This is a genomic window from Pseudomonas sp. MM211 (genome assembly GCF_020386635.1).
In the GTDB taxonomy this organism is placed as follows: Bacteria; Pseudomonadota; Gammaproteobacteria; order Pseudomonadales; family Pseudomonadaceae; genus Aquipseudomonas.
Genome location: NZ_CP081942.1, coordinates 4680159 through 4702563, shown reverse-complemented (window position 1 = coordinate 4702563; position 22405 = coordinate 4680159). Strand labels below are relative to the sequence as shown.

Genomic DNA, 22405 nt, shown 5'->3' with positions numbered 1-22405 from the left:
CAGCCCACCAAATCCAAGTGCTCAACCCTCGGGTCGTTCCTCACGCTCCGCGTGGGAACGCCTGCGCAGGACGCTCAGTGTCCGACCCAGGTGCAGTGGCGGGCGCGGAGCGCCCAGGGCCGAATTCCCACGCGGAGCGTGGGAACGATCAAACTGTTTCGGCCTTGAGAAAATCTACAAATGCCCTGAGCGGCGAGGGCACGTGGCGGCGGTCGTTGTAATACAGGTAGGGGCCATCGAATGCCTGCCACCAGTCTTCCAGTACCGGCAATAGCGTTCCCTGCTCGAACAGTGGCCCGAGGTATTCCTCGAAGGTGTACATGATGCCCACGCCACCGATAGCGGCGCCCACTTCAAGATCCTGGGACGATGAGAGCAGCGGCCCTTGCGGCGGAACACGCACGACGGCACCGTCTTTTTCGAACTCCCACACGCCCAGCTTGCCGCTCTCGAAACGATGACCGATCAAACGGTGGTTGAGCAGGTCTCTGGGGTGCAGCGGTGTGCCGTATTTTTGCAGGTAAGCGGGCGATGCGGCCGCCACGAAGCGTTGCCGCCTTGGTCCGATGGGCACGGCGATCATGTCCTTGGCGACACGTTCCTCATAGCGCACCCCCGCGTCGTAGCCGGCAGCGATGACGTCGATGAAGGTGTTGTCCATCGTCACTTCCACGCTCACACCGGGATAGCGTTCAAGAAAGGTGGGGATCAGCTGCGGCAGCACGAAGCGGGCAATCGGCACCGGGACGTTGAGGCGCAGCGTACCGACCGGGTGCAGCGCATCGTCATCGAGGTCGCTGAAGGCTGCGCCGATTTCGTCGAGGGCAGGGCGCAGCCGCTCCAGCAGCCGAGCCCCCACATCCGTCGGAACTACGCTGCGCGTGGTGCGGTTGAGCAAGCGCACACCCAGGTCGCTTTCCAGTCGGCGGACGCAATCGCTGATCGATGACGCCGACATACCACGCTTTTGCGCCGCTACCCGAAAGCCGCCGGCCTCCACGACGGCTGCAAACAGTGCGACATCTGTGAGGTTGGGCTGGCGCATGGCTGTGCTGCTCCGGGGATAAAAAAGGATTGTACGATTGGGCGTACATAGCGTCCATTTTTATACGGCTTATCGCCGGTAATCCAAGGGTGAACAATGCCTCACGTCGACGCACCGCCTTGTCGCGGCTCGTCAGATCATTACCAACGTGAGGATCGAACAATGACAAACACAACCCTACAGATGGATCCCATAAGCGCCCCAATCGCCCTCTGGCGCAAAGGCCTGGCGACCATTGGCCTAGCCTTGAGTTGCATGCTTGAAGCCGGCATTGCCAGTGCCCAGAGTCAGCCAAAACCAGAGTGGAGCCTGGCCGACATGCCCTCGCAGAGCGGGCGTATTTTCCTCGTCACCGGCGGTACCAGCGGCATGGGCTATGAAGATGCCAAGGCTCTGGCAGCGGCTGGCGCCGAGGTGGTGATTGCCGCACGCAACCCAGAGCGCGGCAAGGAAGCCATTGCCCGCATCAAGCAGGAAGTTCGGGGTGCCCAGGTGCAGTTTGAGGCGGTCGATCTGGCCGACCTGGCATCGGTCAAGGCGCTCGGGGAACGCCTCAACGCAACCTTGCCGCGCCTCGATGGGCTGATCAACAACGCGGCCGTGATGGCGCCCCCAGAGCGAGCCACTTCAGCAGATGGCTTCGAGCTGCAATTGGCCACCAACTATCTGGGGCATTTTGCCCTGACTGGCCATGTGCTACCGCTGTTGCGCAAGAGCGACGCCCCTCGTGTCGTTACGCTGTCCAGCATTGCGGTCGGGCGCGGCAGCATCAACTTCGCGGACCTGCAGTCCGAACAGGCCTACAACCCTTACTCATCCTATGCCCAGTCCAAACTGGCCGTTCTGATGTGGGCCTTCGAGTTGCAACGCCGCAGCGAGGCGCAAGGTTGGGGCATCCAGAGCATCGCCGCGCACCCGGGTGTTGCCGTGACCGAGCTGATCAAGCGTGGGCCTGGCCTGGATAGCGATTTTGGGCGCGAATGGGCCAAGGATCGCGAGCGCTATCACTCCGCTGCTCAAGGCGCATTACCGACCCTGTATGCGGCCACTGCGCCGGACGCACAGCCCGGCGCTTACTACGGGCCGATCGGTGAGGAGGAGAAACGCGGGCCGCTGGGGCTGGCTACCGTGCCAGCTGCGGCGAAGGACGCCGAAGCAGCGGCTCGCCTGTGGCAGGTTGCTGAACAACTGACCGGCGTCAGCTACCGCTGAACCAACGCCAGGAGCGCCGATCATGTTTTCAGCAAATCTGGTGCGGCGCTTCGGCGTCGCCATCAACGCCGAACGCCACGAACTGAGTCCCGCACTTGCGGGGTTCGCCCTGTTTTTCTGCCTGTTCTCCGGCTATTTCATGCTGCGGCCCATTCGCGAGTCGATGGGCATCATGGCCGGTATCGAGAACCTGCAATGGCTGTTCACCGCCACCTTCGTGGTCATGCTGGTGGCGGTGCCGTCGTTCGCCTGGCTCAGCTCCCGGGTGCCGCGTATCCACTTCGTCGACTGGGTCTACGGGTTCTTCTGTCTGAACCTGCTGGCCTTTGCCGGGCTGTTTCAGCTCAGTGATGAAAACGTCTGGCTGGCAAGGGTGTTCTACGTGTGGATCTCGGTCTACAACCTGTTCGTGGTCTCGGTAGCCTGGAGCCTGATGGCCGATGTGTTCGACGGGCGGCAGGCCAAACGACTGTTCGCGTTCATCGCGGCTGGCGCCAGTGTTGGCGGCCTGGTCGGGCCGGCCATGAGTGCGCTGCTGGTCGGCGTTATCGGCGAGTCCGGGTTGATGCTACTGGCGGCCATGCTGCTAGGCGCCGCGCTGGCGCTCAAGGCACCGCTGATGCGCTGGCGGGAAGTGGGTGGCGCCGGCAGACCGGGCGCGGCACCTACGGAGAGCACCCGCAAGCCGCTGACGGGCAATCCATTCAGCGGCCTGACGCGGGTGCTGCAATCGCCTTATCTGCTGGCGATTGCCGGATTCGTGGTGCTGCTCGCGACCGTGACGACCTTTTTGTATTTCGAGCAGGCGCGCCTGGTGGCTGAGCGCTTCCCTGACCGCGAGTCGCAGATCCGGGTATTCGGCATCATCGATGTGATCGTGCAGGCCGGCGCCTTGCTGTCGCAGTTGTTCATTACCGGGCGCATCGCTCAGAAACTGGGCGTGCGCATGTTGTTGGCGATCGTGCCGATATTGGTCTGCGTGGGCTTTATCGGGCTTGCCCTGGCGCCGACGTTCGCCATGCTGGCGGGGCTGATGATCGTCAGACGCATTGGTGAGTACGCCTTCGTCAGGCCTGGACGGGAAATGCTCTTCGCGCCGCTGGATGCCGAGAGCAAATACAAGGCGAAGGGCTTTATCGACACCGTCGTCTACCGGGCCGGCGATGCGATCAGTGGCTGGTTGAAGAGTGGCCTGGATATGCTCAGCCAGGGTGCGGTGCTGGTGGCAATCGTGGGTGCGCTCTGCGCATTGGTCTGGGGAGCACTCGGCTGGTACCTGGGCAGGCAGGCCGACGAGATGAGCAAGCGCGCCACGCCGGAGGCGAAAGAGGGGACGAGGGAGGTGCTTGCCAGTCACTAGTGATCGTTCCTCACGCTCTGCGTGGGAATGACTTTGCAGGACGCGCTGCGTCCGACTCAGGTGCGGTAACGGGCGCGGAGCGCCCGGGGTTGCGTTGCGTTCCCACGCGGAGCGTGGGAACGATCAAATAGCCAGCCACCATCGGCGTTGAATGGCTTTGGTGGGCTAAAGCCCCACCCTACGGTTCATGCTTCTGGGGAGTAGGGTGGGCTTTAGCCCACCACATTGATCGTTCCTCACGCTCCGCGTGGGAATGCCCTTGCAGGACTCTACGCGTCCGACTCGGGTGCAGTAGCGGGTGCGGAGCGCTCAGGGCATCAGAAGTCCAGCGACGCGCCCAGCCAGTAGGTACGGCCATAATTGACCGTGCCGTCGTCCTCGTCGTTGAGGCGTTTGTTACCCAGGTTGTAGATGGCCGAGTTGAGCGTCAGGTTCTGCGTCAGCTTGTACGAGCCACCGATGTCGGCAGTGGTGTAGGCGCGGGACGATTGGCCGGTCAGCGTGGCGCCATATTCCTCGCCGCTGTAGTTGGTGGCAGCCCAGGCCAGGGTTCGTTCGTTGATGTCCCAGTCGGCACGCAGGCTCGCCTTGCGCTTGGGAGTCAGCGACAGCGGCCGGCCCTTGTCGACGCCGCTTTTCTGCTCGGAATCCAGATAGGTGAAGTTACCTTTGATCGCCACGTTGGCCAGTGCCTGCCAGCTGCCGCTCAACTCCAGACCGCGGATCACCGCTTTGTCCACGTTGACTCGCTCCATCACCGTCAGGCCCTGCCACTGTTCGGCGGTGGTGACGGTGGACAGCTTGTCCTTGAAGTCGTTGTAGAACAGCGTGGCACCGGCCGACAGGTCGTCACGGTTCGACCACATCGCGCTCAGCTCGTAGTTGGTGCTGCTCTCGGGCTTGAGGTTGGAGTTACCGAACTGCACGAAGCGGTTGCGGCGCACCACGGCGTAGTCATCGATCACCGCGCGCAGTTCGGGCGCCTTGAAGCCGCGGGCCACACCGCCTTTCAGCGTCCATTCGTTATTCAGGTGCCAGACGCCGTAGACGCGCGGGTTGACGTGGCTGCCGTACTGCTCGTGATGATCCAGACGTACGCCGGTGGTAAGGGCGAAGTCGTCGGTGATCGACCACTCGTCTTCGGCGAACAGGGCCTTCTGCACCACCGAGTATTCCTCGTTCTCACGCTCGCGGGAGGTGCCGCGGTTGGCCTGGTTCCAGTCGGTCAGCGTGGCTTCGTTCCACTGCACGCCGGTGGTGGTGACGTGGTAGTCGGTGGGGATCACCAGTTTGCCGTCCAGCACGCGGTTGCGGATCTCCGGCTTGCGCCCGAACACATCGGTCTGCGCCGGTGTCGCCTTGCCCTCGCGGCTGGTGGTTTCTTCGGCGAAAGACAGCGTCGAATCCGCCCAGCCCCAGCGGCCGTCGTGGGTCAGCGACCAGTGATCACGGTTGTTCTTCTGTTCGCGGGTCGACCAGTTGGCGCTGAGACCATCGCCGTTCTTCAGGCGCGAGGCGCCCGCTTCGAGCAGGAAGTCATGATTCTCGGTCGGCGTAAGGGCCAGTCGAGCGGTCAGGCTCTTGTTGTCGGACTTGGCGAAGCCTTCGTTGGCTTCGACGTCGTCATCGGCCTGGCGGTCGAGGTAGCTGCCCCATACCTGCAGGCCGAGCACTTCGTTGATCAGCGGGCCATTGAGATAGAACTGGGTGTTGCGGGCATTGCCCTGATCGCTATTCGGGCGCGCCGAGTAATCGTAGGAAATGTTGCCGCCCCACTCGGGCGATACCTTGCGGGTGATGATGTTGATCACCCCACCGATGGCATCCGAACCGTACAGCGATGACATCGGCCCGCGCACCACCTCGATACGCTCGATGGCTGCCGTCGGCGGCACGAAGCTTTGCTCATAACCACGGTTGCCATTGACCCGCGAATCGCGCCCGCTCTGGCGTTTGCCGTCTACCAGAATCAGCGTGTAGTCGCCAGGCATGCCGCGGATCTGGATATCGGTCTCGTTGGCGCCGCCGTTGACCACTACACCTTCCACATCACGCACCGCATCACCCAGGTTCTGCACCGAGCGCTTGCGCAGATCATCACCGCTGATCACGGTGACCGACGCCGGGGCGTCTTCAAGATTCTGGGCAAAACCGGAGGCGGTCACCACCATGTCGTCCAGCTCGACGGTGTCGGCATAGGCGAAGGTGCTGCCAGTGGCCAGGCAGAAAGTCGCCAGGCGAATCAGGGTGCCGATACGGCGGCGAGGGAAGGGCGCGTGCATGGAATATTCCTTACGAATCGTTTGCAGGCGCGAATCGTATGCATCCATGGGCGTAAAGGTTGGACAAAGTGTGACAGCGAGCTGGCCTGGGGTGGGAACTTGGGTGGGGTAATTGTGCTGATAAAGCAGTTAGAGGCGCGTACAAGAGAGGTGGACAAGCTTCGCGTTGGCTACGCGCCCCGATCCACCCTACGTGTTCGGGCTATTTAGTCACTGCACGGGCACCGTGTACCACTGCCTGGCTCTAACTATTATCGTTCGCTCCGGGATTTCGACGTCTGTATCGCCGATGGTCACTTTGCCCAAGTGCAAGGTCCAGCGTGATCCAGCCTCTGGTGGCGATGTCTCGAAACGCACATCAACGCCGCCATGCACTCCGCCGCTATCGTTGGGATTGACTGCTGCTTCGCGTACGGCGATATCAGGGATTTTCCCTGCCCACGGCAGGCCCGGCGATATGTTTTCTGCATTTGGGCTGGTGATATAAAGCGTTGGCGTGATGCGTTCGCCGTTTTCCTTTGCTATGTAGGCACCTTTGGCCGAATAACTTATTGGGGCTGAGCCTCTTTTGAAGTCATTCACATACAGGTAGATCCAGGTGCTGGACGTGTCTACATAGTGGATTTTCGTGGCGATTTCGAAGGGCTGTGGTTTTCCGTCAGTAGTCACTTCAAACCTGTGAATACTCGGCCATGCGGCCTCGCCCTCGAACCAGGGTTGAGGCGGTGTTGAACCGATGCAGGCACTGAGCAAAAAACAAAGCGCATAAACAGTGCTGATCTTCCATGGTTTGCACATGACTACCTCTGCGGCCGACGTTTGGTTGAGGCACTTTAGCCCGCGCCAAAAAGCAGTATGGCGTATTAGCCACAGGCGCCAGTGAGTACTCAGCTCTCAGGCAAAACGGCAGGTGCCTCAGTCGCCTCATTGGCCAGCTTCAGCCTGTCGGCTTTGCAGATGTATTTAGGCTTGTTCTTAGGCGCCAGTTTGGCATTGGCCTTTTTGGCGTGGGCCTCTAACAGCTGCTTTATCTTCTTGCGGCGATTCATGGTCTACCTGCTTTAAGGCCAGAGGGCCTGATACAAAAACGCCCATTGAACCAGGCTGACGCTGTGCGTCATTCCCGACCCAATGGGCGTTTGTCGTGAGGGTAGGGGTTAAACCCGCTCAGCCCACATATCGTATTCATCGGCGTCGACGATACGCACGCGCACCTTGTCGCCCGGCTGGAAGTCGGTGCCTTCGATGAAGACGCTGCCGTCGATTTCCGGGGCATCGGCGCAGGAGCGGGCTACGGCGCCTTGGTCGTCGACTTCGTCGATCAGCACGTCCATTTCGCGGCCGGTCTTCATCTGCAGGCGTGCAGTGCTGATGGCCTGTTGGTGGGCCATGAAGCGATCCCAGCGATCCTGTTTGACGTCATCCGGGACGATATCCACATCCAGATCGTTGGCCGGCGCGCCTTCTACCGGCGAGTACTGGAAGCAGCCGACGCGGTCGAGCTGGGCTTCGGTCAGCCAGTCGAGCAGGTACTGGAAGTCTTCTTCGGTTTCGCCGGGGAAGCCGACGATGAAGGTCGAACGGATGGTCAGATCCGGGCACTGCTCGCGCCACGACTTGATGCGCGCCAGGGTGCGGTCTTCGAAGGCCGGGCGCTTCATCAGTTTGAGTACGCGCGGGCTGGCGTGCTGGAAGGGGATGTCCAGGTACGGCAGGATCTTGCCGGCGGCCATCAGCGGGATGATGTCGTCGACATTGGGGTACGGGTACACGTAGTGCAGGCGCACCCACACGCCCATGCTGGAGAGCGCTTCGCAGAGCTCTTTCATGCGCGTCTTCACCGGCTGGCCGTTCCAGAAATCGGTCTTGTACTTGAGGTCGACGCCGTAGGCGCTGGTGTCCTGGCTGATCACCAGCAACTCCTTGACGCCGGCCTTGACCAGGCGCTCGGCCTCGCCCAGCACGTCGCCTACCGGGCGGCTGACCAGCTTGCCGCGCATCGACGGGATGATGCAGAAGCTGCAACTGTGGTTACACCCTTCGGAAATCTTCAGGTAGGCGTAATGGCGCGGGGTGAGTTTTACGCCTTGCGGTGGGATCAGGTCGATCAATGGGTTGTGATCCTGGCGTGGCGGCACCACGTCATGAACGGCGTTGACCACCTGCTCGTATTGCTGCGGGCCGGTGACCGACAGCACGCTGGGGTGCACTTTACGGATCGCGCCTTCTTCTACGCCCATGCAGCCGGTGACGATGACCTTGCCATTTTCCTTGATCGCTTCACCGATCACTTCCAGCGACTCGGCCTTGGCGCTGTCGATGAAGCCGCAGGTGTTGACCACCACCACGTCGGCGTCCTGGTAGGTCGGCACGACTTCATAACCTTCCATGCGCAGCTGGGTGAGAATGCGCTCGGAATCGACGAGTGCTTTCGGGCAGCCGAGCGAAACGAAGCCGACTTTCGGCGTGGCGGTGGTGGTCATGCGGGCGAACCTCAGGCTGGGGTGATGCGGGCGCTGGGGCGCCTCTGATCAAAAAGTGCGCAATTCTAGCGGCATGGCTGCGCTAACACCAGCGTCGTACGTCGATTGCGTGCGCGTGCCGCTATTCGTTTGGCCGCAGTCAGTGAGTGCCGCCCTGGCGTTTTTGGATTGCCGTGATAAGCCGCTGGGCCAGCGCCGGGTAATCCTTGTCATAGTGGTGGCCACCGGGCAGCTGCAGGTTCTCGCCGACGGCGTCGGGTTGAGTGCAGCCGCTCTCGGGCGCTTCTTCTGTGCCGTAGACGCAAAGCACCTTTTCCGCCGGTAGCTTGGCCAGCTCCGGCCCGGTGGCCGCTTCGCTGGCGTCTTTGCCGAGCCAGCCCTGAACGCGAATTTCGAAAGCACCGCTGCGCGCCAGGGCTAGCAGCAGAACGGCGTCGACCTGGCTCTTGTCGCTGTCCGGCAGACGGTTGTAGAGCGCTGGCATCACGTCAGCGCCGAAGGAGTAGCCGATCAGCACGAAGCGTTTGGCGTGCCATTTTTCCCGGTACTCGCGCATCAATTCAGAGAGGTCGCTGGCGGCTTGTTCGGGGCTCTTGCGCTGCCAGAAATAGCGCAGGGTGTCGACGCCGACCACCGGGTAGCCACGCTCAGCCATCTGTTCGGCGACTGCTTTGTCCAGGTCACGCCAGCCGCCATCACCGGAGTAGAACAGGCTTACGGTATCGCCGGGCAGGGTTGCCGGCACTTCGACCACCGGCAGGGCATCGCTGGCGCCTTGCAGCAGGCGACGCAGTTGCGCCGTGAGCAACGCCTTGGGCGCGGTCTGGTAGTCGCCGATCAGGGTTTCGGCATTGCTCTGCTGGCGTACGAAGCGGGCGCTGGCGTCATCCGGGTTGTCGTTCCACACGGCCAGCCAGTGGCCGTGGGCACTGCTGGCCGGGGGAGGTGTGTCGCAATCGGGCTTGGAGAGCGAGAAGCCGACTGACAGGGCCTGAGCCTTGTCGTCGGTCTGGGCGGCAAGCCAGCGCCAGGCGAGCATGGCGGCGTTGTCGCTGCCAGCGAACAGGTTCACTGGGCCGTCCATCTGTGCAGTGGCTTCTTGCAGACGTTTGGCCTGTGCCTCACAGCTCTGCTGGGTGGCCTGGTACTGACCGATCATGGCGTGATTGGATTGCGCGAGCTCCAACAGCTCGGCATCGCTGAGTTGCTGGTCGGTGGGCAGGGCCAGGAGCACGCGACGTTGCACCCTATCACCCGGCGTGGCGAGCACCAGATCGCCGCCGGAGGCCAGTGGTTGGCGTGCCAGGCTGGCTTCGGCGGGCGGCCGCAGCCAGTAGTAGAGGCCGCCAGCGACCAGCAAGAGCAGGAGGATCAGTATCGGTATCAGGCGTTTGGCAGTACGGGTCATCAACGTTTCACCAGTCCGGTAAAACCACCGGCGATCAGCGCGGCGGTATCGGTCAGCGCCACCAGCGGGTCGAGCCCGGCAGGTACGGCCATGTAGCGGGGTTCCCAGTCCGGCTGGAACTTGTCCTTGAAGCGGCGCAGGCCCTGGAAGTTGTAGAACGCCTCACCGCGCTGGAACACCAGAGCGCCAAGACGCTGTGCCAGCGGCGCACCGCGACGTGGCTGCAGCCCGGAAAGCGGCACCATACCGAGGCTGAAGCGGGCGAAGCCGGCCGCTTTGAAATGCAGGATCAGACCGAGCATAAGAAATTCCATGGTCAGCTTTGGCGCATCCGGCAGCACGCGCATGAGATCGAGAGTGGCGAGGTCGCGGCTGTCGGTCTCCAGCAGATTGGCGAAGGCCACGGCGCGGCCTTCGACTCGCGCGACGACGATGCGGAAGTGGCGCAGGTAGGCTGGGTCGAAACGGCCGAGGGAAAAGCCTTTCTCGCGCATTTGCTTGCCGTTCAACCAGGCATCCGAGATGCCGCGCAGTTCGTCGAGAGGTGCTTGGCCCGGCTCGAAGAATTCCAGCACCAGACCATCGCGCTGCCCGCGGTTCCAGGTGTAGCGCAGATCTTTCATGGTCTTGCCGGTGCTTTCCAGGTCGAAGCGATTCAGGTCGACTCGGGCTTCTTCACCCAGCTTGATGGCGGTCAGACCGATGTCCATGTACAGCGGCAGGTTCTCGGCGCGCACCTGGTAAAACACCGGGCGGGTGTGATGGCGGTCGCACAGGTCGCGGAACTGCCAGACCAGCTCGGCACGTCGCTGCGCCGTACCGATCGGATCGAATAGGGCGACCATGCTGCGGGCGCGGCGCGAGTACATCAGAAAGGCGTCGCCTTGCGTATGTACCAGCAGGGCCTTGTCGCCGGTCAGCGCCAAGCCGCCATCGGCTTGGCCAGAGGCCTTGACGATCTGCGCTGCGCGATCCAGCTCTTCGCTGCTCGGCAGAGTGATGGCCGGTGGTGCGGCGCGCAGCAGCCAGGCGAGGAACACCACGCCGAGCAGCAACACACAGCCGAGCGCTGCACGCAGGCCACGTGGTGCGTCAGCGTTGACCGCGAACTGCCACCACAGCTGGTGTTCGTAGGGCACGTCCTGATAGGCGAAGAACAGCAGCCAGATGGAGGCGCCGAGCACGCAGGCACTGGCCGCCAGGTGCCAGGGCGAGAAGGGCAGTTCCATGATGCGGCTGGGGCGATAGAAGTAGGGGCGGAACAAGGCCAGCAGGCCAGCGGTGATGCTCAGCAGCAACGCTTCCTCCCAGTCGAAGCCCTTGAGCAGCGACAGCACCGCGCCGGTGATCAACAGCCCGAGGGTCATCGCCCAGGCCGCAGATAGACGCCGCCGCAGCCCCTGGGCCAGCAGCAGGCAGAGCAGGCCGATCAAGCTGGCGCCGAAGTGCGAGGCATCGATCAGCCGGTGGGGGATGAGGAAGTCGAGAATCTCCAGGCGTTCATCCAGGCTCGGCGTCGCGCCAGAGAACAGCAGCACCATCCCCGAGATGAATACCAGCAGCGCCAGGACTGGAGCGGCAAGACCGCTGGCGGCACGAATCGCCTGGCGCGCATCGACCAGGCGGCGCAGCTCCATGGCCAGCAGCAGCAGGCACGCCACCAGCAACGGCAGCACGATATAGATGAGGCGATACAGCAGCAGCGCCGCAGCCAATGGAGCGGCGCCGAGCTCGTTGGCGAAAGCCGCCAGCAGCACCGCCTCGAACACGCCCACACCGCCGGGTACGTGGCTGAGGACGCCAGCGGCCAGAGCCAGCAGGTAGACGAGCAGAAAGGTAGTGAAGGGCGGCGCTTCGGGCAGCAGCAGATACAGCACACCCGCAGCGGCGCTGACATCTATAAGGGTGATCAGTACCTGAAGCAGGGTCAGGCGTGTGTCGGGCAGGCGCAGCAGGTGCCTGTGCAGGCGCACGGTCACGCAGTCCGGGGCTGGTCTTTCCGCCAGGCGAGCGCGATGCAGAGCCAGAAGCAGCGATGCGCCGAGGGCCAGAAGTACCAGGCAGAGGCCGATCAATACCGGGGTTGGTAGGTGCAGGGCGGCGGCCGCTGCGCCAGGATCAGCCAGGGCCGCAAGGGCTGCCAGCAGGGGTAGCGCGCAGCCGAGTGACAGGCTGGCGAATACCGTCATGCGCGCCACATCGCCAGCGCCGATGCCGTGGCGGGCATACAGACGATAGCGAATCGAGCCACCGGAAAGCATCGACAGGCCGACCGCATTGCCGATGGCGAACGCGCAGAAGCCACCGGTAGCCAGTGTGCGAGCAGGCAGGCTGACGGCTGCATAGCGGCTGGCTGACCATTCATAACCGAGCAGGGCGATGAAACCCAGAACGGTCAAGCCAATGGCGCCGAACAGGTTTACGGCCGGCACAGCCAGGATGGATTGGTGCAGAGCGCTGGGGTCGAGCTCATTGAGCAGATGCCGGCAGGCGAGTAGCGCGACCACGAACAGCAGCAGCGCGGCACTCAGCCCCAGCGGCTGGCGGTATCGATCCAGGCGTTGGCGCCAGAGCAGGAGTTGAGATTTGGGCAGAGAAGGCGGGGCAGTAGCGTCGGAGCTGGCGCGCATCGGATACCTCTTGGGTAGTGCGGCTCAGATTGAAAGGCGGAAGCCAAGTTTCTTTGTGTGACAAATAATGTATGGGTACAGGCGTGCCGCTTCAAGGTGTCCATGCCTGACGCCGTGAAAGATTTATCTGCAGAAGAGGATAGTGCTTCAGATAGGGTTGTGCAGGAGGAGGGCGGGGCTTTTCAGGCGCCCATAAAACAAAAGCCCCGACAGCTAGGCTGTCAGGGCTTTCGTTTCGAAGGTGGTTGCGGGAGCCGGATTTGAACCGACGACCTTCGGGTTATGAGCCCGACGAGCTACCAGACTGCTCCATCCCGCGCCGGCAATTCTATACAAAAGCGGACTTCTGTCAATCGATTTGTGCTTTTCAATCAATAAGTTAAATCGGCAGAGCAGAAAAACAAAAAGGCCACTCGATTGAGTGGCCTTTTTGAGTATCTGGTTGCGGGAGCCGGATTTGAACCGACGACCTTCGGGTTATGAGCCCGACGAGCTACCAGACTGCTCCATCCCGCGCCGGCAATTCTATACAAAAGCGGACTTCTGTCAATCGATTTATGCTTTTCAATCAATAAGTTAAATCGACAGAGCGGAAAAACAAAAAGGCCACTCGATTGAGTGGCCTTTTTGAGTATCTGGTTGCGGGAGCCGGATTTGAACCGACGACCTTCGGGTTATGAGCCCGACGAGCTACCAGACTGCTCCATCCCGCGGTCGCCATTCTATTCATCTGAGGCATGCTGTCAACGCTTATCTCGGAAAAAACTGTTTTCCGTTCAATCAGTTAGCGGCGCTGCGCAACTGCCAGGAGTCGCCCAGGCCCTGCCATGCGGGCCTTTCAGGCGGTTTTATGGCGCCAGCGCGTCGGGCGCGGGTAGTTCATAAATGCGTAACGTCGAACTGGAAGCCTGTTCTTATATACAGTAAGGTTCCCATCCACCTTTGCTCGACCCTGTTCGTGGTCGGCCAGCTCTCTTGTTTTCAGGTCTATGGCGCAGCGAAAGATCATCCATATCGACTGTGACGCCTTCTACGCCTCTGTCGAAATGCGCGACAACCCGTCTCTGGCCGACAAGCCTATGGCGGTGGGCGGCTCGGCGGATCGGCGTGGGGTGATCGCCACCTGCAACTATGAGGCGCGTGCCTACGGGGTGCGCTCGGCCATGGCCTCGGGGCATGCGCTGAAGCTGTGCCCGGATCTGCTGATCGTCAAACCACGCTTCGACGTCTACCGCGCTGTGTCCCGTGACATTCACGCGATCTTTCGCGACTACACCGATCAGATTGAGCCGCTGTCCCTGGATGAGGCCTTTCTCGACGTGTCCAACTGCGAGCACTTTGGTGGCAGCGCCACACGTATCGCCCAGGACATCCGTCGCCGGGTATCCAGCGACCTGCACATCACCGTGTCGGCGGGGGTGGCGCCGAACAAGTTCCTGGCCAAGATCGCCAGCGACTGGCGCAAACCCAACGGCATCTTCGTGATTACCCCCGATCAGGTCGAGGACTTCGTCGCCGAGTTGCCGGTCACCAAACTGCATGGCGTAGGCAAGGTGACCGCCGACAAGCTGACCCGCCTGGGCATACGCACCTGCAGTGACTTGCGCCAGTGGAACAAGCTGCGGCTGGTGCGCGAGTTCGGCAGTTTCGGCGAACGCCTGTGGAGCCTGGCCCATGGTATCGACGAGCGTGTGGTGCAGACGGACAGCCGCCGTCAGTCGATGAGCGTGGAAAACACCTACGATCAGGATTTGCCAGACTTGGATGCCTGCCTGGCGCAACTACCGACGCTGCTGGAGGAGCTGGAGCGGCGCATGACCCGCCTTGATGGCAGCTATCGGGTGGGCAAGCCCTTCGTCAAGGTCAAGTTCCACGACTTTACCCAGACCACCCTCGAGCAGGCCGGCGCTGCCCGTGATCTGGACAGCTATCGAGTCCTGCTCAGCAACGCCCATGCGCGGGGCAATCGCCCGGTACGCTTGCTGGGCGTGGGTGTGCGTTTGCAGGATTTGCGTGGCAAGCATGAGCAGTTGGATCTGTTCACGCCGCGTGAGCCGTAAATAGGCGGAGCTGCGTCAGTAGTCCCCAAAGCGCATCGCCGGCAAGCCAGCTCCTACAGCAGCGATGTGCTTGCGAGATGGGGGGGCAACGCCAATCCGGTAGGAGCGTCGACCCGGCGCGAATGCGGTGGTGGCCATTCTGAATATCTGCGGAGTGGCCAGCATTCGCCGCGGGGTCGCGGCTTGTGGTCTGTGCCGAACCGGCAAGGGCTAAGCGCCCCCACGGCTCCTACGGTTCAGTATGCGTGCACAACAGTTACCAGACACCGCACCGCGTAGGAGCCCGCTTGCGGGCGATCAGGGTTTCCCGCCGATCGCCACTTTGACCACGGCTCTTACTCGTCAGGCCAAAGCCGGATCGGTTTGCCGCTGGCCGGCCACAGGCGCAGTTGCTCGATCGGCGAGATATCCCAGCGTTCGATGGTGCTCAGGCTCTGCAGGAAGCGGCTTTCCTGTTCCATCAGTGCCGGTGCGCACATCTTACGAGTGCTGCCGGCTTCGCTGAAGGTCAGCTTGTTGCCGTCACGCTGGTAACTGGCGAACCAGTGGTTGCAGCCGGCGTTGCCGTAGGCGCGACCGTCGTCACCCAGGGTGATGGTCAGGTGGCTGTTGTCGATCAGCGGACGTTCGCCAATCCATTCGACGCGGTAGACGCGCTCGGTTTCCAGTTGCATCGGTTTGCCGGCGCAGCCAGCCAGGGCAGCGGCAGCCAAGCCCAGGGCGAGAAGCGGTTTCATCAGGCCTCCTTTTTCAGACACGCAGGGCACAGGTGTTTGTCCTGCTGTTTACGCCAGCCAAGCTCCACAAGGCGAGCATCGGCAGCGGGCGTCTGGGCTTTCTTGCCCAGTGCACTATCGACCGCGAATTCGAAGTCCAGTTGCTTGCCGCAACCGTCGCAGGTGACTTGCCAGTTGAAGATCGACAGTTCGGTAAAGGCAGGCCCGTGGGCGACCGCGACCCACTGGCCGGGAGGATTGATCAGGTGGCGAACCTTGTCGACTTGCAAACGCATGCTCAGGTCACGGCTGCCCTTGAGGCTGACCACCAGGGCATCGTTGCTCTTGATCGAGCCGCCGTTACCGGTGACCTGATAACGGCCGGGAGCCAGCGCGCGGCACTCGATCAGGGTGTGTTCGGGGTTGAGCAGGTTGTAGCGGAAATCGTGTTCGGCCATGGTTCCTCCGGGTGAGGAGGGTATTCTAGCAGGCCACGATTGGGGAAGGCGGGGCGGCGAAACGTTGTTTGATCACGTTTCGCCGCTGGATCTTCAGGCTGCAGGGAAGATTTCGCGTAGCGCGGCGCGATAGAAGTCGAACGCCGCAACGGCACCGCTGACTGCTTCTTCGCGCTGATCCTCGGTCAGTTCCAAGCCATCGAGCAGAGCGACGAACTGGCGCCAGTGCAGGCCGCGACCATCCGGGTGGGCTGCCAGGTGGCGGGCACCGTTGTCGGCATCGAGGCCGATCTGCTGGGTTTCCTTGAACAGAAAGGCGGCGCCCAGGTTGGAGCCTTCACTGCAGTACAGCCAGCCCAGAGCCGCATGTGTGCTGGTGGGCACCACCGCTGGCGGGGCAGGTGGCACCAGCAGATCCAGATCGGCCAGATCCGCGCACACCGCTTCGAAACGCGGCAGCTCACTCAGGCCCGGCAGCAGGCGATTGAGTTCGATATCGTCGTACAGCGCATCAATGGAGCCATGGAAACGGTGCTGTAGGCGCAGGAAGTAGCCATAGCGCAGCAGGCTTTCGAATGGACGTGCCTGCATGACCAGTGTGTCGACGCTGTCATGGTCGCGGCTGGTGCCGGCTTTCAGGCGTTTGGTCAGCGGCAGTTGCGCGGTGGGGTGGGCGATGGCTGTCATCGTTGGGCTTCCGGTGCAAGATTCTCAATGCGGTCGATGATGGCGAGAACCCGGGTGCAGGGCAATCTGCGGATCATTAAGAACACTTAACCGTTCAAAACGCCGATTCGCGTATCAGAATAGTCAGCACGCGACGCCACGCTTGCATCAGCGGGCTGCGGGCATCACCACTGATTGAGGCATTGCCACGCAGGGTGATCGGCATCGCTTCGCTGTGGCTGTCCAGGGGGCGCAGTTGCACACGATACAGCGCCTGTTCGGGAATCGGTACACGCTGCTCATCGAGTTGCGCCGCCAGTGTTCCCTTATAGACCGATGCCAGTTCGGGGGCAGAGGTAAGCTGGCGTACTGCGGTCTGGCCAATGTCCTCGACCTGCAGCAGGCGGCGCGGGCGACCCGGGTCTTCCGGCAGGAACCAGGCCTGAGCGCCGACCTGCAGGCGCTCGCGATCCGCCTCGCCGACGAAGGCTTCGACCCGTTCGCTGCCTGTATTGGCGACCGTGCCCAGCCATTCGCCGGCCGGCAGCCATTCGCCTTCGGCCAGCGGAGCGGCGCTATCGACCAGCACACCATCGAATGGTGCCTTGACCTGCAGCTGCGCCATTCGCTCCTGCAGGGCAAGGCGCCGCTCGAGCGCCACCTGTAATTCTTCCCGGGCAATCGACTGGCGGGCGGATCCTTCACTGGCGCGAACCTGCAGGCTGCTTTGCTGGCGCAGTTGCTCGATTTCTCGCTCGAGGCCTTGCAGGTCGTGCTGTAGCTGCGCCGAGTGCAGGCGGAACAGCGTTTGCCCGGCACGTACGGGTTCGCCCGGCTGCACCTCTATACGTTCCAGCCTGGCGCCCGCCGGTGTGAGCAGAATCGCCTGTTGCTGCGCGCGTAACAGGGCTGGCGCCTCGATCCGGTTGCGCCACGGCCAGGCCAGCAGAAACAGTGCGACCAGCAACACGCTGGCGCAGATCAGGGTGTTGCGGTTCATGCGGTAGTCCTTGCGGCGTTGGTGCCAGTGGCGCAGCTCGCCGATGATCGGGCGGAGAATGAAATGCACGATCTCGACGATGAACAGCAGCACGCCGAGCAGCTTGAAGGCGAAGTGATAGACCAGCAGGGCGATGCCGAGAAACAGGAAGAAGCGGTACACCCAGGTGGCGAATGCGTAGCCCAGCAGCACGCGCCGCAGCGCCGGTGCGAAGTGTTCGGGAGGCGCATCGCCGAAGCCGAACAGGGTTTCGCGCATGCGCCAGCGGGCGAGGGCGAAGGCGCGCTCCTGCAGGTTGGGTACGTCGAGCAGGTCGGAGAACAGGAAGTAGCCGTCGAAGCGCATCAGCGGATTGAGATTCACCGCGAGGGTGAGTATCCAGGTGGTGCTGGCCAGCATGAATGCCGCGCTGCGCAGCATGCCATCCGGTAGAAAGCTCCAGGCCAGTGTCGCCCAAGCGGCCAGGCATAGCTCCACGCCCATGCCGGCAGCGCCGATGGCCATCCGTTGGCGTCGTGAGGTGAGCCGCCAGGCGCCGCTGGCGTCGGTGTAGAGCACCGGCCACATGACCAGGAAGGCCACGCCCATGGTCGGCACTCGGCAGCCATAACGCTTGCAAGTGTAGGCATGCCCGAACTCGTGGAGCACCTTGGTCAGGCTCAGTGTTACGGCTGCTAGCAGCGCGCCTTCAATGCTGAAGAAATGCAGGAAGGTGTGTATGAAACTGTCCCACTGGCGCGCCGCCAGATACAGACCAAGCAGCGCTGCCGTGAGCGTGGCGAGTGCGAAGCTGCGGCTGAACAACGGGGCAACATAGCGATAGCTACGCGACAGGAACCGATCCGGACGAAGCAGCGGAATGCGGATCGACAGGTAGTTGCTTAGCAACCAGGCGCTCCAGCTACTGCTCTTGCCCGCTTCGCCGCGTTTGCGCAGATCGTCCAGGGCGGCGTCCCCGCTGACTTCGACCAGTTGCATGCTGCGCAGAAACTGGCTGAAAGCGTCAACGTCCTCACTGCTCAGGGCCAGGGTAGTTTCCCTGCTGACCGCTTCGGCGATTGCCTGGGCACTGCCCATCTGCCAGCGGGCGAGGATTTCTGCTTCGGCCCAGCCGATCCGGTAGAAACGCCCGCGGGCAGCGTCTTCGAGTGTCCAGCTTGGCGCGCCGTCTCGCGAGCGAGGGCCCGGATGTAGGCGCAGGGTACGGCGCAGATCGGGCAGGCGTGGTGCCCGATTCGGGGTGGGCAGAGCGAGTGGTGCGTTCATCTACCAGCCCAGGTGGACGCGCAGCGCGGCAAGGGGACGGCGCAGCAGGTAGTGAATCAGCAGGGTACGTTCGCCATACAGTTTGGCCGTGCCCTTGAGGCCGACGCGCAGGCGCGGGTCGGCCTCGCTGAAACCCGCTTGCAGGCGGTAAGCCATGCCGCCGTCCGCACTCGGTGAGGCACGATAGCCATAGCGCTCGAGGCTAGCGGGGAGGGGGCTGCCCGGTTGGCTGTTGAGAAACAGCAGCACCTCGGCACCCGGCTCCAGGGCGATGGCATCTGCCACCGGTAGCTGGATTTCCAGGCGCGCGTCGTGGGGATCGGCGACCTGCATGATGCGCTCGCCAAGGGTGACTGGCCGGCCGATCCAGTCGCTGGGATCGTCGAAGATCGCCACGCCGTCACGGGGAGCGAGGATCAGGCTGCGCTGCAGGTTCTCTTCAATGAAGGCCAGTTCGGCGCGGGCCTGGTCGCGACGGGTGATCAGTTCGGCCAGGGCGGCCTTGGCACGTTCGTCGAACAGTGCCTGCTGGCGAGTCTGGCGCAACTGGGCGTCGGCAGCCGCGAAGGTTTGCCGGGACGATTCCAGGCGGCTTTCCAGCTCGCGCTTGTCCAGCTGCACCAGCGCTTCTCCGCTTTTCACCACCTGATTGGGTTGCACCAGAATGCGCTCGACCACCGCTTGCAGCGGCGCACGCAGCACCGCCGGGTTGCGCGGCATGATTTCGGCGGGTGCCAGTACCGTCTGATGCACTGGTAGCAGGGCGATCACCAGCGCCAGCGCGCAAGCGACCAGCGCGATCCGCCGTGGTCGCTTGCGCAGTTGGCTGAGCAGCGTGCGTTTCTTGCCGCGCATGAGGCTGGCCCAGGCATGCCCGCAGGCGTCCTGCAGCAGTTCCAGCAGCGCCCGTTCCGGACGTGCCAGCGCGGGTTCGCGGCTCAGCAGCAGGCTGCCGAGCAACTGGCCGTCGCGGTCTTTCAGGGGCAGGCGCAACAGGCTGGGCGCCAGGTACTCCGACCATTCGGCCTGCAGAGCGGCGGGGGCATCGGTGGCGCTTAGGTCACGCAACTCGGCTGCCCAGGGCTGGCTATCCCAGCCCGCACAAAGGCGGCCGAGAAACAGCATCAGGGGGGCATTGGCCTCTACCTGGGCGAGCCCGGAGCAGGCACTGATACGCGCTTTGTCGGCATCCCACAGAAAGGCCTCCTGGTAGTCGAGTAACTGGCGCGTATCGTTGACCATCAGGAAGCCTAGGCCGGCTACGTCGCTCTGGGCGCGGGCGCGACGCTCGATTTGCAGCAACAGCGCCATACGCTCGGCGCGTTTGTCGGGCAGGGTGGTGACACTGGCGTTCATGAACCGTCTGCCGGCGGTTGCAGCAGCGCGACACCGCTCATTCCCGGAAGCAGCCCAGCGCTGTCGCCGGTGATGCGCGCGAACACCTTGAGCGATTGGCTGAGTGGGTCGATGGCCGCGCCGAGGCGTTCGATCTGAGCGGGATAGCGCTGGCCGGTTTCGTCCAGCTGCACTTCGAACTCGACGCCGGGCTTGAGCCAGGACATCCAGGCCGAGGGGGCGATCAGCTCCAGTTGGTAGGCACTGTCGTCATAGATCGCCAGTAACTCGGTGCCTTCGGCGACGTGCTGGAAGCGCTGCGCCATGCGCTGCGAGACGCGCCCGGCAAAGGGCGCATCCAGGTTGCAGCGTTTCAGCATGGCGCGGCCCACGCCGCTTTCCGCCTGGGCCACGGCCATGTCGGCCTGGGCCTGGGCGACCTCGGCCTGGCTGATGGATTCCAGGGCATCGAGGCGCTTGGCAACGTCGAGCTTCTTCTGCGCTCCGCGCTGCACCGCTTCACTGCGGTTGAGCTGGGCGCGCTGCACCGAACAATCGAAGGCGGCCAGGCGCTGACCTTCCTTGAAGCGATCGCCTTCCTTGACGGCCAACTCGGTGAGCTTGCCGCTGAGCTCGCTGGACAGCACCGTCTGGCGGATCGGGCTGAGCTGCACACGCAGCTCGTTGCTCGCCTCATCGGCATGGGCGAGGTTGGCTGCCGTGGCGATCAGGATCGCCAGCACGCCGGGCCAGAAACGCTCCGTTGCAAGCGGCTGGTCAGCGGGCATTGGCCTGCTCCACCGGAACCAGCTCGGCGCCCCGCAACGAGCCGAGGCTTTCCCACATATCCAGGCGCAGGGTCTTGGCGGGTGGCTGTGCACGCTGGGCGACCAGTGGCGCGCTCGGTGCCGCAGCCGTCACCAACGGCGTGGAGGTGCCGTAAGGAACCTGCTGCGCGGCGGCGATGCCGGCCGGCACGGCGCCCTGGCCCTGGTTGAGGCGCATGGAGTTGCCTGCGATGGCGCGGGTCAGCTCATCGACGCTGCTGCCAGCGATGCGTTCGGGCAGCGGATCGAGGCCGGCGGCCTGGTAAACAGCGCCGTGAGCGACCTGCAGTTCGGCGAAGGCACGGTCACGGGTACGGGTCGCCAGTACCGTTTCGGTGGCCGTGCGCACGCGCTCCAGACGGCTCTGCGCCTGGCTGGAGAAGGAGTTCTCGCTCTGGCGCAGGATGCCGCGTTGCACCTGTTGCAGTTCGCTGGAGCGGGCGAACACCTGGCTCGAACGCTCATATTCGCGCCAGGCCACGTTGACCTGGGTGAGCACCGCCATGCGCATGGCCTGGCGGCGCAGCTCGGCAACCTGCAGGCGGGTTTCGCCGGTTTTCTTGATGGCCGGGTAAGCCAATACATTGAATAGGTTCCAGCTCACCTGCATGCCGGCGTCGGCCCAGTTGTCGTTGACCAGATAACTGTTGCTGTCGTAGTTGGCGCCGACGAACAGGTTGGCTCCCGGCAGCAACTTGAGCATCGCAGCACGGGTTTCCAGCACGGCATTGCGTGCCTGATAGCTCTCGCTGCGGATCTCCGGGCGCTCGGTCATGGCGGTCACTTCAAGATCCGCCAGGTTGTAGGCCAGGGCCGGTTGGGCGTAGCTGGAGTCGTCTGGCAGTACCAGGCTGAAAGCCGTCGCCGGCGGCAGGTTCATCAGGCTGGCCAGGCGCGCCTTGGACACCGCCAGTTCACCTTCCACCACTTCCAGTTGGCGGATCATTTCCAGCAGGCTTTTCTGGTAGCGCAGCGATTCCAGTGGCGCGACCAGGCGCTGGCGTTCGGTCTGCCGGGCCTGCTCCAGGGCGCCGCGGGCGTCACTCAGCGCGCGTTGCACTTCCGGCTGCAGGCGCTCGGCGCTGGCGGCCTGCCAATAGGCGTCACGTACCTGCTGAACGATATCGGCGACCACCTTGCGGCGCGCCTCTTCAGCGGCCAGCACCTTGTTGGCCTGGGCCTTGGCGCTGAAGTAGCTGACGCCGAAGTCGAGCATGTTCCACGACAGGCGCAGGTTGGCGTCGCGGCTGGAGCGGTCGCTGCTGGTCGATGGTTCCAGGGATTGCCGCCCGGTGGTGACCGATTCGCTGGATGACCCGGCGATATTATCGCGCCCCTTCCAGCCTGCGCTGGCTGCCAGTTGGGGCAGCAGGCCGAGGTTGGCGACGCTCAGGCTGTTGTCTTCCAGGGCGCGCTGCATCAGGCCCAGGCGCTGTTGCAGGTTGTACTTCACGGCGCGGGCCATGGCTTCGTCCAGGCTGATGGCGCGCGTCACCGGCTCCTGATTGTCAAACATGGCGCTGCGGTCTTTCTGGGCGTCGGCCAGTTGCTGCTCGGGTGTCAGCACTTGCGGGGTGACGGCGCAGGCACTCAGGCCCAGCGCGGCACAGACAATGGCCAGACGCAGGGTGGAACGGTCGAAGGTTTTGCGGTTCAT

General features: G+C 63.2%; 17 protein-coding genes and 3 tRNA genes. 3 read left to right on the top strand and 17 right to left on the bottom strand.

The features are described 5' to 3' along the window. Window positions 1-148: 148 nt before the first annotated feature. A complete protein-coding gene (locus tag K5Q02_RS21650; protein ID WP_225834193.1) occupies window positions 149-1045 on the bottom strand; it encodes a LysR family transcriptional regulator in 897 nt (298 codons plus the stop codon). A 255-nt stretch (window positions 1046-1300) separates the two neighbouring features. Here K5Q02_RS21650 and K5Q02_RS21645 point away from each other — a divergent pair, with 255 nt between their 5' ends. Both K5Q02_RS21645 and K5Q02_RS21640 read left to right on the top strand, forming a co-directional pair. Continuing rightward, entirely contained in the window at window positions 1301-2257 is a 957-nt protein-coding gene (locus K5Q02_RS21645) for an SDR family oxidoreductase (RefSeq protein ID WP_225839815.1), read from the top strand. A gap of 22 nt (window positions 2258-2279) precedes the next feature. Beyond that, window positions 2280-3617, top strand: coding sequence for an NTP/NDP exchange transporter (locus tag K5Q02_RS21640; protein WP_225834191.1), 1338 nt, complete (start codon window positions 2280-2282; stop codon window positions 3615-3617). 317 nt (window positions 3618-3934) lie between these two features. On the opposite strand, the gene K5Q02_RS21635 is transcribed toward K5Q02_RS21640, so the two are convergent. The 9 genes from K5Q02_RS21635 to K5Q02_RS21595 all read right to left on the bottom strand — a co-directional run bounded on the left by K5Q02_RS21635 (window position 3935) and on the right by K5Q02_RS21595 (window position 13133). Further along, window positions 3935-5899 carry a TonB-dependent receptor domain-containing protein gene (locus K5Q02_RS21635; protein ID WP_225834189.1) on the bottom strand — a complete coding sequence of 655 codons (1965 nt, stop codon included), beginning with the start codon at window positions 5897-5899 and terminating at the stop codon, window positions 3935-3937. Window positions 5900-6109: 210 nt separating this feature from the next. Further along, window positions 6110-6697, bottom strand: coding sequence for a hypothetical protein (locus K5Q02_RS21630; RefSeq protein ID WP_225834188.1), 588 nt, complete (start codon window positions 6695-6697; stop codon window positions 6110-6112). An 89-nt stretch (window positions 6698-6786) separates the two neighbouring features. After that, window positions 6787-6948, bottom strand: a complete 162-nt coding sequence (locus K5Q02_RS21625; RefSeq protein ID WP_225834186.1) for a DUF2986 domain-containing protein — start codon at window positions 6946-6948, stop codon at window positions 6787-6789. A gap of 108 nt (window positions 6949-7056) precedes the next feature. Continuing rightward, window positions 7057-8382: a 30S ribosomal protein S12 methylthiotransferase RimO gene (gene rimO / locus K5Q02_RS21620; RefSeq protein WP_225834177.1), complete on the bottom strand. Its 1326-nt coding sequence runs from the start codon at window positions 8380-8382 to the stop codon at window positions 7057-7059. 139 nt (window positions 8383-8521) lie between these two features. After that, window positions 8522-9790 (bottom strand): virulence factor family protein, encoded by a 1269-nt coding sequence (locus K5Q02_RS21615; RefSeq protein WP_225834175.1) that lies wholly within the window; start codon window positions 9788-9790, stop codon window positions 8522-8524. Further along, window positions 9790-12420: a bifunctional lysylphosphatidylglycerol flippase/synthetase MprF gene (mprF, locus tag K5Q02_RS21610; RefSeq protein WP_225834174.1), complete on the bottom strand. Its 2631-nt coding sequence runs from the start codon at window positions 12418-12420 to the stop codon at window positions 9790-9792. The genes K5Q02_RS21615 and mprF overlap by 1 nt, the downstream gene beginning before the upstream one ends. 242 nt (window positions 12421-12662) lie before the next feature. Beyond that, a tRNA-Met gene (locus K5Q02_RS21605) sits at window positions 12663-12739 on the bottom strand. 120 nt (window positions 12740-12859) lie between these two features. Further along, window positions 12860-12936 (bottom strand) — tRNA-Met (locus K5Q02_RS21600). Between the two features lie 120 nt (window positions 12937-13056). Then, window positions 13057-13133, bottom strand: a tRNA-Met gene (locus K5Q02_RS21595). A gap of 276 nt (window positions 13134-13409) precedes the next feature. On the opposite strand from K5Q02_RS21595, the gene dinB reads away from it, so the two are divergent. Continuing rightward, window positions 13410-14480 (top strand): DNA polymerase IV, encoded by a 1071-nt coding sequence (gene dinB / locus K5Q02_RS21590; protein WP_225834172.1) that lies wholly within the window; start codon window positions 13410-13412, stop codon window positions 14478-14480. Window positions 14481-14815: 335 nt separating this feature from the next. Here the strand turns inward: dinB and K5Q02_RS21585 are convergent, their stop codons facing one another. The 7 genes from K5Q02_RS21585 to K5Q02_RS21555 form a co-directional block, all read right to left on the bottom strand. Next, window positions 14816-15217, bottom strand: coding sequence for an META domain-containing protein (locus K5Q02_RS21585; protein ID WP_225834163.1), 402 nt, complete (start codon window positions 15215-15217; stop codon window positions 14816-14818). Beyond that, complete coding sequence (locus tag K5Q02_RS21580) at window positions 15217-15654, bottom strand: hypothetical protein (RefSeq protein ID WP_179538750.1); 438 nt, start codon at window positions 15652-15654, stop codon at window positions 15217-15219. The genes K5Q02_RS21585 and K5Q02_RS21580 overlap by 1 nt, the downstream gene beginning before the upstream one ends. A 93-nt stretch (window positions 15655-15747) precedes the next feature. Further along, a complete protein-coding gene (locus tag K5Q02_RS21575) occupies window positions 15748-16341 on the bottom strand; it encodes a biliverdin-producing heme oxygenase (protein ID WP_225834161.1) in 594 nt (197 codons plus the stop codon). Between the two features lie 94 nt (window positions 16342-16435). Beyond that, window positions 16436-18586, bottom strand: coding sequence for an HlyD family efflux transporter periplasmic adaptor subunit (locus tag K5Q02_RS21570; protein ID WP_225834159.1), 2151 nt, complete (start codon window positions 18584-18586; stop codon window positions 16436-16438). Next, on the bottom strand, window positions 18587-19942 hold the full coding sequence (locus K5Q02_RS21565; protein WP_225834155.1) for an efflux RND transporter periplasmic adaptor subunit: 1356 nt from the start codon (window positions 19940-19942) through the stop codon (window positions 18587-18589). Continuing rightward, the gene (locus K5Q02_RS21560) at window positions 19939-20709 is read right to left on the bottom strand and encodes an efflux RND transporter periplasmic adaptor subunit (RefSeq protein ID WP_225834153.1); all 771 of its coding nucleotides are present in this window, start codon (window positions 20707-20709) and stop codon (window positions 19939-19941) included. The genes K5Q02_RS21565 and K5Q02_RS21560 overlap by 4 nt, the downstream gene beginning before the upstream one ends. Further along, window positions 20699-22405 carry a TolC family protein gene (locus tag K5Q02_RS21555; RefSeq protein WP_225834151.1) on the bottom strand — a complete coding sequence of 569 codons (1707 nt, stop codon included), beginning with the start codon at window positions 22403-22405 and terminating at the stop codon, window positions 20699-20701. The genes K5Q02_RS21560 and K5Q02_RS21555 overlap by 11 nt, the downstream gene beginning before the upstream one ends.

Excerpts from the sequence above, each read along its gene's own strand:
- K5Q02_RS21650 (WP_225834193.1), bottom strand. The coding sequence starts at position 1,045 with ATGCGCCAGCCCAACCTCACAGATGTCGCACTGTTTGCAGCCGTCGTG.
- K5Q02_RS21645 (WP_225839815.1), top strand. The coding sequence starts at position 1,301 with ATGCTTGAAGCCGGCATTGCCAGTGCCCAGAGTCAGCCAAAACCAGAG.
- K5Q02_RS21640 (WP_225834191.1), top strand. The coding sequence starts at position 2,280 with ATGTTTTCAGCAAATCTGGTGCGGCGCTTCGGCGTCGCCATCAACGCC.
- K5Q02_RS21635 (WP_225834189.1), bottom strand. The coding sequence starts at position 5,899 with ATGCACGCGCCCTTCCCTCGCCGCCGTATCGGCACCCTGATTCGCCTG.
- K5Q02_RS21630 (WP_225834188.1), bottom strand. The coding sequence starts at position 6,697 with ATGTGCAAACCATGGAAGATCAGCACTGTTTATGCGCTTTGTTTTTTG.
- K5Q02_RS21625 (WP_225834186.1), bottom strand. The coding sequence starts at position 6,948 with ATGAATCGCCGCAAGAAGATAAAGCAGCTGTTAGAGGCCCACGCCAAA.
- rimO (WP_225834177.1), bottom strand. The coding sequence starts at position 8,382 with ATGACCACCACCGCCACGCCGAAAGTCGGCTTCGTTTCGCTCGGCTGC.
- K5Q02_RS21615 (WP_225834175.1), bottom strand. The coding sequence starts at position 9,790 with ATGACCCGTACTGCCAAACGCCTGATACCGATACTGATCCTCCTGCTC.
- mprF (WP_225834174.1), bottom strand. The coding sequence starts at position 12,420 with ATGCGCGCCAGCTCCGACGCTACTGCCCCGCCTTCTCTGCCCAAATCT.
- dinB (WP_225834172.1), top strand. The coding sequence starts at position 13,410 with ATGGCGCAGCGAAAGATCATCCATATCGACTGTGACGCCTTCTACGCC.
- K5Q02_RS21585 (WP_225834163.1), bottom strand. The coding sequence starts at position 15,217 with ATGAAACCGCTTCTCGCCCTGGGCTTGGCTGCCGCTGCCCTGGCTGGC.
- K5Q02_RS21580 (WP_179538750.1), bottom strand. The coding sequence starts at position 15,654 with ATGGCCGAACACGATTTCCGCTACAACCTGCTCAACCCCGAACACACC.
- K5Q02_RS21575 (WP_225834161.1), bottom strand. The coding sequence starts at position 16,341 with ATGACAGCCATCGCCCACCCCACCGCGCAACTGCCGCTGACCAAACGC.
- K5Q02_RS21570 (WP_225834159.1), bottom strand. The coding sequence starts at position 18,586 with ATGAACGCACCACTCGCTCTGCCCACCCCGAATCGGGCACCACGCCTG.
- K5Q02_RS21565 (WP_225834155.1), bottom strand. The coding sequence starts at position 19,942 with ATGAACGCCAGTGTCACCACCCTGCCCGACAAACGCGCCGAGCGTATG.
- K5Q02_RS21560 (WP_225834153.1), bottom strand. The coding sequence starts at position 20,709 with ATGCCCGCTGACCAGCCGCTTGCAACGGAGCGTTTCTGGCCCGGCGTG.
- K5Q02_RS21555 (WP_225834151.1), bottom strand. The coding sequence starts at position 22,405 with ATGAACCGCAAAACCTTCGACCGTTCCACCCTGCGTCTGGCCATTGTC.